This window comes from Mesorhizobium sp. M7A.F.Ca.ET.027.03.2.1 (assembly GCF_003999175.1).
Classification (GTDB): Bacteria; Pseudomonadota; Alphaproteobacteria; order Rhizobiales; family Rhizobiaceae; genus Mesorhizobium.
This window is the reverse complement of record NZ_RZOM01000156.1, coordinates 1-8198: the sequence shown is the minus strand read 5'-3', so window position 1 is coordinate 8198 and position 8198 is coordinate 1. Positions and strand designations below refer to the sequence as shown.

The window sequence follows — 8198 nt, the reverse complement described above, 5'->3', positions numbered from 1 at the left end:
CAGCCGAAATGGAAGGTGACTACGGAAAGATCGCCCAGCTCGCAGACCCTGACGGAAATCGCATCACTTTAGCAGAGCCGCCCTCAAGACCTTTCAAAACCTAAGCCCCCTAAGAGTTGGCAGCCTAAACGTACACTACGAGCTCTCGGGCCGCACGGTCTCCCTGAGAACGGTCTGGCCGGAAGCGGTCGTACTCGCCGTTCTTTCGTGCGGGTGACCCAGACTGACCAGTCTTCCGGCCGAACAACGTAAAGAAAGGCACTCCACACACTTTCGTTCTCGAAACGTGCCGACGACGTTCTTCCCTTAGGTAAGGCTAATGAAGCGCCTGAGGGCAGGAAATTTTGCACTCATAAAGGTCCGATTATGAGATAGTCGGCGATCAGCCGCGCCTATCGGCTCGACGGGCATTGCACGCTAAATGCAATGCAATGGCGGTTGTACAAAAGGTGACACCGGCGCTGATAAAGAAGACAACGCTCAAACCTGCTCGATCGGCAGCCCATCCCAACGCCGGGCTTCCTAGAGCCATCGCGACATCGAGAAAGGCCGTGTAGATGCCCATCGCCAAGCCGCGGCTTTCCGGCGATGTGCCACCAACCGCCTCCACGCCAAGCGCGGGGTAGACCAGGGAGTAGCCCAGGCCCGCCAGCGCGGCTCCGGAGGAAGCAAGCACACTGCTTCGTGCCAACCCCATGAGCAGAAGCCCGGCTGACTGCACGAGCACGAACAGCAGGGCGATCTTCGCACCGCCGTATCTGTCAGGCAGATGACCGCAGATCATACGCGCTGCGATCAGCGCAGCTCCAAACGCCGTAAATCCAACCCAGACGGGTCGCCAATGATTGTCGGCATACAGAAGGGAGCTGAAGGCAAGGATTGAGCAGTAGCCGACACTGGCGAGTGCCGCACCAAGGCCTGGCAGCCATACCGCGCCAAAAACCGCACTCAAATCGGATTTTCTCTGCCGCAACTGTATCCGAGGGTTTGGCGCTCGCATGAGCGATCCCAAGACGAGCAACGGCAATAATGTGGTCAGCAGCCCTATCGCCGCAAAGCCGTAAGCTGTGAACAACATGGTTCCGAAAGGTCCGCTGAAGGCCAACGCCGCGAACATCGCAGTGCCGACCCATGCAATGACTTTGCCGGAATGCCTGGCATCCACGAGCGCCAGGCCCCAGGCCACGCCACCTGTGATGATGAAGCTCTCGGCACCGCCGAGCACCGCGCGTCCGACTACGAGGATCGAGACGGAGAGAACGGGCGAATTCGCGACGGCAACGGACACAAGATAGAGCAGCCCGGCAGCCGCTGCGGTAACCAGGCCCGCCAGAACGGCTCGTTTTCCTCCATTCGAGTCGGCAAAGGAGCCCGACCACACGCGTGAAACCAAGGACGCCGCGAACTGCGTTCCCGCCACCATGCCGACAACGACGCTACCGAAACCCAGATTGTGGCTGACGTGCAGTGGAAGCACAGGCAATGCTGCGCCGATGACAACAAACCCGGCCAACACCGCCGCCATGGTTGGCAGCAGGGTAACCGCGACCGAAGGCGATGGTGTTGACGATGTCGGCAGGTGTGTCATTCGTCGGAAGCAATCTAATGACGTTACTTGCGGAGACTTCAGTTCGGATCACCAGGGTTGGTTGGCGGGTCCGACCGTGAACTCGTTGATCGTGGTGTCTTCCGGTGCATCGATGGCGAACGCAACGACGTCAGCGATCCGGTCCGGCGAGATTCCGTATTTGTCATAGGTATTCTGCATCGCGGCGGCCGTGCCTTCGTCGCTGATCGTTTCAAGTAACTCCGTGTTGATCGCGGCCGGATAGATGGTCGCCGTGCGGATGTTCGTCCCTTCCATGGCGGATTCCATGCGCAGGACTTCCATGAAGTCGCGCACGAACCATTTCGTGCCTCCATAGACCGCGCCGTTCGGGTAAGCCTTGAGCCCGGCGACCGATGAGGTCGCGATGACGTGTCCGGATTTCCGTGCGATGAACTCCGGCAGCACCGCGGCCACGCCGTTCAAGACACCCTTGACGTTCACGTCGACCATCTGATGCCAGTCGTCGGTCTTCAGTGCCGATAGTGGCGAGCTCGGCATGAGGCCGGCGTTCAGGAACATGACATCGACGCGGCCGAACGCCTTCCTGGCCAGCTCGACGATAGCGTCGTTATCGGACTGCTTCGTCACGTCCAGTTCCTTGTAGGTCGCCTGACCGCCGTTCTTCGCGATCTCGTCGGCGATCCGTTTCAGCCTGTCGGCGCGCCGCGCGCCAAGGACGACCTTGGCGCCTTTGCTCGCGAGCAGCTTCGCGGTTGCTTCGCCGATGCCTGACGATGCTCCGGTGATGATTACGACCTTGTCCTTGATCATGGCAGTTCTCCAGAATTGATGATTTGGTTCTCAGGCGTCGTATTGTGCGTCCGTCACATGCTCCATCCAGTCGACGACCTTGCCGTCCTTAACCTCCTGGAGCGCTATATGGCTCATGGCGGTCTCGGACGACGCGCCGTGCCAATGCTTTTCGCCCGGATCGAACCAGACGACGTCGCCGGGACTGATTTCTTCGATCGGCCCGCCCTCGCGCTGAGCACGCCCAAGGCCAGAGGTGACGATCAGCGTCTGGCCAAGCGGATGAGTGTGCCAGGCTGTGCGCGCGCTCGGCTCAAAAGTGACGAGCGCTCCCTGCACGCGATCGGGAGCCGCCGGGTTGAACAGCGCGTCGATGCGCACGCGGCCGGTAAACCAGTCTGCGGGGCCGGGACGGGAAGGTGTCTTTCCGGCACGATAGATCTGCATGATGACCTCCTTGGATCACAGTGTTTCGACGCGCAGCGGATGTTCTCCACGCAGCAGAAGCGGCGGCGGTCCGTGGTCCAGTCGCCCGAGCCGTATTAGGCCGCGCGACCACCGATAGGGACCATGAAAAATTGCCAGATTGCCCCAGGGGGCGTAGTAGCAGAGATCGCCCACGGCCTCGCTCCCGAAGCGACCGCTGCCTTTCTCGGTTAGCTTGCGCGGCAGATAGGCGATCTTCTCGTTGGTCGAATAGTCGTCGATCGTGAGGTCCAGCGGCAGCATCGAGACCAGATCGCGCGCGGAAGGATTGTCTTCCAGCGTTGCCGTGAAATCCTGAACTGCGAAGATGAATCTAAGGCGCATGGTGTCTCCTTTCCTATCCGTGGCTACGTCGGCCTGAGAGCGCACCGAGGAGGGAAGTGCGAAGCTGGCAGCGCCTGCCAGCAAAGCGCGACGTGAAAGCCATGCGGCGTCGCGTGTCATTTGAAGTCTCCCAATTGGTGCGGCCATGTCCACTGTTTCGGCACACGACCGCGCGCTTGGAGATAGGACCTGGTCGTCAAGCAGCGAGATGCTGATTGAAGAAACTGGTCAGCTTGTCGAACGGGATCACGTCCACCTTGTCGTAAAGATCGGTGTGGTTGGCACCCGGAATGATCATGAGTTCCTTCGGCTCCGCCGCTGCCGCGAAGGCAGTTTCGCTGAAGTAGCGCGAATGGGCCTTTTCGCCATGGATGAACAGGACCGGGCGCGGCGAGATTTCCGCGATGTAGGTCAGGATCGGCATGTTCATGAACGACAGCGGCGTCGTCTGCGTCCAGGAATTGCCTGAGTTGACCGCGCGCGCATGATAGCCGCGCGGCGTCATGTAATAATCGTGATAGTCGACCAGGAACTGCGCCTCGCCACCCTTAAGTTCATTGAAGGGCGGCTGATAAGCCGGCGCGCCGTTTTCCGCGTCCGCCCAGCGCTGCCGGCTCATCTGTTCCAGCGCCTGCGTGCGCTGCTCTAGGGTCACGCTGTCGTTGTAGCCCTTCGACATGACGCGAGTCATGTCGTACATGGTGCTCGCCACCACGGCCTTGACGCGCTTGTCCGCGGCGACGGCATTCAAAGCCATGCCGCCCCAGCCGCAGATGCCGATCACGCCGATGCGCTCGCGGTCGACCGAAGCGTGCAGGCCGAGATAGTCGACGGCCGCGCTGAAATCCTCGGTGTTGATGTCCGGCGAGGCCACGTTGCGCGGCTCGCCGCCGCTTTCGCCGGTATAAGACGGATCGAAGGCCAGGGTGACAAAGCCGCGCTCGGCCATCGTCTGCGCGTAGAGGCCAGACGATTGTTCCTTAACAGCGCCGAACGGACCACCGACGACAAGCGCCGGCAGGCGTCCGCGGGCACGGTCCTTCGGCAGATAGAGATCACCCGACAGCGTGATTCCGTAGCGGTTCTTAAACGTTATCTTCTCGTGATCGATCTTGTCGCTGAGCGGAAAGACCTTATCCCATTCGTTTGACATGTTCTGAGCCTTTGCTTTGAGGGGGTTGGATATTGAAACTGCGCCCAATGCGGCGACGCCTGCGCCGGTCAGCTTCAACAGCTCGCGCCGGTGGATTGTGCGTGCTGATGTTTTCGTGTCAGGGGTGTTCACAGGCATTACCGATCTCCTTTTGGCCCAAAATTGGGTTGGGCGCTTCGCTGAGTGAGCCATCAGTGTGGACGTTCGGGTTTCAGCAGCCGCCAGAACCGATTGCGGTTCGGCGTTCCTGCGGCGGTGCGCGCTGCCGTCCAGCGATCGGTTCTTTGCCCGTGCTGAATTGTTGCAATGCACATCTAGCGGCTTTGCCATAGAACGATTAGTCATCGAAATTTGCATAAACTAATCGACTGCATCGATTAATGTGCTGGGGGGGCAAACGAAGGAACCTCATGGCCAAACCCGACCTCAACCAACTGACGTGGTTTCAGGCCGTCGCCGAAGAGCGCAACTTCACCAGGGCTGCGGCAAAGCTCGGCGTGGCGCAATCGACGCTCAGCCACACGATCAAGCAGCTCGAGGCGCGAATGGGCATACGCCTCCTGACCCGCACCACGCGCAATGTCGCGACGACAGCCGCAGGCGAGCGGCTCCTACGAACGATCGCCCCGCGCATCGGCGAAATCGAGGATGAGATCGCGGCATTGATGGCCTTCCGCGAAAAGCCGTCAGGCTCGATCCGGCTGACCTTGTCCGACCACGCGCTGGAAAGCGTGGTTTGGCCCAAGCTGAAGCAGGTTCTCAGCGCCTATCCGGATATCGGTGTCGAACTGATCCTGGACAGCACATTCCGCAACATCGTCGAGGAAGGCTTCGACGCAGGCGTCCGGCTGGGCGAAAGCGTTGAAAAGGACATGATCGCAGTGCGGATCGGCCCAGACTGGCGCTTGGTTGCCGTGGCGTCGCCCGACTATCTGGCCGAGCATGGCGTACCGAGACACCCGCAGGATTTGGTCCGGCATGTCTGCATCAACATGCGTCAAGAGACCGCCGGCGGCATCTACGCCTGGGAGTTCGAGAAGGATGGACAGGCGCTGCGTGTCCGTGTGGACGGTCAACTTACCTTCAACAACACCTACGCTATGATCGACGCCGCAGCGAGTGGCTACGGCATCGCCTATGTTCCCGAGAACATCGTGGAGCGACACCTCGCTTCGAGCCTGCTAGTTCAGGTTCTCGATGATTGGTCGCCCCTCTTCGACGGCTATTTCATCTACTATCCGAGCCGCCGACAGAATCTACCCGCATTCAAGGTCATTATCGACGCGCTACGCCATCGGGATTGAAGCGACAGGGAACTTAGACCCGCGGTTGGCTGATGGTTGGAGGGCTCTAGACAGCAATAGAGTAGACATGGTTCTCATCGTTACCCCGCGTGGCGCGCGTGTGAGATTCGAACCTTAGGCTCCACGGCTCTATCGGCGAGAGCGGGCCTATTCTTCTCAATTTCGCTGTCCGCGTTGGGATCAGTTCAGGCAGAGGCACACAGACCTCCTGTTAAGTCCGCTTCTGGCGATCTGAGCCTCGAAGCCGGCAGTCCGATTCCGGCCCAAACCAAGAGCGTCCATCCTGTCGCTGCCGAGCTTCCGCAAACGGCGCAATTTTCCTGCTCGAGATGATATGCAACGCGCAAGTGGGATGATCACGGATCACTCCCGTCTGGTCGACCCTGGTGCAACCACCAATCCCCTGCCCCAGCTCAATACCCCGCTTTGGCTCGCTACATCACCTATTGTCCTTGCTCCATCGTGTACTACCGTGATCCAGCGTGACTGATCGTGATGCACAATCACCCGTCAGGCGACCCCACACCCTCACGAGCCGATATAGAAATGACGAAGGAGATCATCGAGGCGGGCAAGCGGCTGGGTATTGGCGTGCACGACCATGTCATCATCGGGCGCAAGGGCTATTCGAGCATGAAGGGCCTGCTGCTGATCTAGGAACGGCCCTTCTCGAAGGTCGCTGTAGCAAAAAGGCGGTATTTTTCCCGTCAAGATAGTCGGCTCTGGAATTTCGATCGCAAAAAGAGCTATGATGAACTTGGCATTCGCCGGGACAGCTTCGATCGCCCTTTGAATGCCGGGAGGACGGGACATGGCCGTAGCGCTTGTACTCGTTTTGATCGTTGTGGGCTCGGTGCTGTTTCACCTGCTGAGTCCATGGTGGTGGACGCCTATTGCCTCGAACTGGGGCTATATCGACAACACCATCAGCATCACCTTCTGGATCACCGGTGTCGTCTTCGCCGCCGTGGTTCTGTTCATGGCCTATTGCGTCTTCCGCTTCCGTCATCGGGAAGGGAATCGGGCTGCCTACGAACCGGAAAACAAGCGCCTCGAATCGTGGCTGACGATCGTCACCGCGGTCGGGGTTACGGCGTTGCTGGTTCCCGGCCTGTTCGTCTGGAGCCAGTTCGTCAACGTTCCCAGCGACGCAACCGTGGTCGAAGTCGTCGGCCAGCAGTGGCAGTGGAGTTTTCGTCTGCCTGGCAAGGACGGCAAGCTTGGCAGATCCGACACCCGCGAGGTCACCGCGGACAATCCGCTGGGCGTGATCGCCGGCGATCCCAACGGTCAGGACGATGTCGTGGTCGAAGCGGCTGATTTGCATTTGCCGGTCGGCAAGCCGGTCAAGATGCTGCTCCGCTCGATCGACGTGCTGCATGATTTCTACGTGCCGGAGTTCCGCGCCAAGATGGACATGATCCCGGGCTCGGTCACCTATTTCTGGTTCACGCCGACCAAGACAGGAACCTTCCAGGTGCTGTGCGCCGAGCTTTGCGGCCAAGGCCACCCTCTGATGAATGGCATCGTCATAGTCGACACCGAGCAGGACTATGTGGCCTGGCTCGACCAGCAGCAGACATTCGCGCAATTGTCGGCGCCCCAGCAGACGGGCTCGGCGCAACAGGCGCCGGGCAAGGCAACGGCATCAGCTTTAAAAGTTGCGGCAAAACTCGAAACTGTCGGGTCCCGCTGAAAAGGGCACGGAGGAACTCCTCCTATGGTCGATATCACGCCTGCAGATGCGGTCCCGGCCGCCGAAGTCCCGGAAATGGAACTCTACCATCCGCACAGCTGGTGGACGAAGTATATCTTCTCGCAGGACGCCAAGGTCATCGCCATCCAGTATTCGGCGACGGCGACGGCAATCGGCATGGTGGCGCTGGTGCTGTCCTGGCTGATGCGGCTGCAGCTCGGTTTCCCCGGCACGTTCGACTTCATCACCCCGGAAGCCTATTACCAGTTCATCACCATGCACGGGATGATCATGGTGGTCTACCTGCTCACGGCGCTCTTCCTGGGCGGCTTCGGCAACTACCTGATCCCGCTGATGGTCGGAGCTCGCGACATGGTTTTCCCCTATGTCAACATGCTGAGCTACTGGATCTATCTGCTTGCCGTGGTGGTTCTGGTGTCGAGCTTCTTTGCGCCCGGCGGACCGACGGGTGCCGGCTGGACGCTTTATCCGCCGCAAGCCATCATGACCGGTACGCCAGGCGGCCAGGACTGGGGTATCATCCTGATGCTTGTCTCACTGATCCTGTTCATCATCGGCTTCACCATGGGCGGCCTGAACTATGTCGTGACGGTGCTGCAGGCCCGCACGCGGGGCATGACGCTGATGCGCCTGCCATTGACGGTCTGGGGCATCTTCACCGCCACCGTCATGGCGCTGCTCGCCTTCCCGGCGCTGTTCGTCGCCTGCGTGATGATGTTGTTTGACCGTGCGCTCGGCACCTCCTTCTTCATGCCGGCGATCGTCGAGATGGGCGAACAACTGCAGCATGGCGGCGGCAGCCCGATCCTGTTCCAGCATCTGTTCTGGTTCTTCGGTCACCCCGAGGTCTACATC

General features: G+C 60.0%; 8 protein-coding genes and 1 pseudogene. 4 read left to right on the top strand and 5 right to left on the bottom strand.

Translation table 11 applies throughout. The annotated features are described in order from the left end of the window. Nucleotides 1-382 precede the first annotated feature (382 nt). The 5 genes from EN750_RS09730 to EN750_RS09710 form a co-directional block, all read right to left on the bottom strand. Nucleotides 383-1588: an arabinose transporter gene (locus EN750_RS09730; protein ID WP_127396287.1), complete on the bottom strand. Its 1206-nt coding sequence runs from the start codon at nt 1586-1588 to the stop codon at nt 383-385. Between the two features lie 48 nt (nt 1589-1636). Further along, a complete protein-coding gene (locus EN750_RS09725; RefSeq protein WP_127396286.1) occupies nt 1637-2380 on the bottom strand; it encodes an SDR family oxidoreductase in 744 nt (247 codons plus the stop codon). Nucleotides 2381-2410: 30 nt separating this feature from the next. Continuing rightward, on the bottom strand, nt 2411-2806 hold the full coding sequence (locus EN750_RS09720) for a cupin domain-containing protein (RefSeq protein WP_127396285.1): 396 nt from the start codon (nt 2804-2806) through the stop codon (nt 2411-2413). 15 nt (nt 2807-2821) lie between these two features. After that, entirely contained in the window at nt 2822-3289 is a 468-nt protein-coding gene (locus EN750_RS09715) for a cyclophilin-like fold protein (RefSeq protein ID WP_210212737.1), read from the bottom strand. 76 nt (nt 3290-3365) lie between these two features. Continuing rightward, nucleotides 3366-4460: an alpha/beta hydrolase gene (locus tag EN750_RS09710; RefSeq protein ID WP_127396284.1), complete on the bottom strand. Its 1095-nt coding sequence runs from the start codon at nt 4458-4460 to the stop codon at nt 3366-3368. Nucleotides 4461-4732: 272 nt separating this feature from the next. Between EN750_RS09710 and EN750_RS09705 the strand changes: the two genes are divergently transcribed. The 4 genes and pseudogenes from EN750_RS09705 to EN750_RS09690 form a co-directional block, all read left to right on the top strand. After that, on the top strand, nt 4733-5626 hold the full coding sequence (locus tag EN750_RS09705) for a LysR family transcriptional regulator (RefSeq protein ID WP_127396283.1): 894 nt from the start codon (nt 4733-4735) through the stop codon (nt 5624-5626). Nucleotides 5627-6112: 486 nt separating this feature from the next. After that, nucleotides 6113-6283, top strand: a pseudogene (locus EN750_RS09700) (JAB domain-containing protein); the annotation flags it as partial. 154 nt (nt 6284-6437) lie between these two features. Then, on the top strand, nt 6438-7322 hold the full coding sequence (locus EN750_RS09695) for a cytochrome c oxidase subunit II (RefSeq protein WP_127321125.1): 885 nt from the start codon (nt 6438-6440) through the stop codon (nt 7320-7322). A gap of 24 nt (nt 7323-7346) precedes the next feature. Further along, a partial coding sequence (locus tag EN750_RS09690; protein WP_189526123.1) for a cbb3-type cytochrome c oxidase subunit I occupies nt 7347-8198 on the top strand: 852 nt, incomplete at its 3' end.

Bases quoted from the DNA above. Each gene is read 5' to 3' on its own strand.
- EN750_RS09725 (WP_127396286.1), bottom strand. From the start codon at position 2,380: ATGATCAAGGACAAGGTCGTAATCATCACCGGAGCATCGTCAGGCATC.
- EN750_RS09705 (WP_127396283.1), top strand. From the start codon at position 4,733: ATGGCCAAACCCGACCTCAACCAACTGACGTGGTTTCAGGCCGTCGCC.
- EN750_RS09695 (WP_127321125.1), top strand. From the start codon at position 6,438: ATGGCCGTAGCGCTTGTACTCGTTTTGATCGTTGTGGGCTCGGTGCTG.
- EN750_RS09720 (WP_127396285.1), bottom strand. From the start codon at position 2,806: ATGCAGATCTATCGTGCCGGAAAGACACCTTCCCGTCCCGGCCCCGCA.
- EN750_RS09715 (WP_210212737.1), bottom strand. From the start codon at position 3,289: ATGACACGCGACGCCGCATGGCTTTCACGTCGCGCTTTGCTGGCAGGC.
- EN750_RS09730 (WP_127396287.1), bottom strand. From the start codon at position 1,588: ATGACACACCTGCCGACATCGTCAACACCATCGCCTTCGGTCGCGGTT.
- EN750_RS09710 (WP_127396284.1), bottom strand. From the start codon at position 4,460: ATGCCTGTGAACACCCCTGACACGAAAACATCAGCACGCACAATCCAC.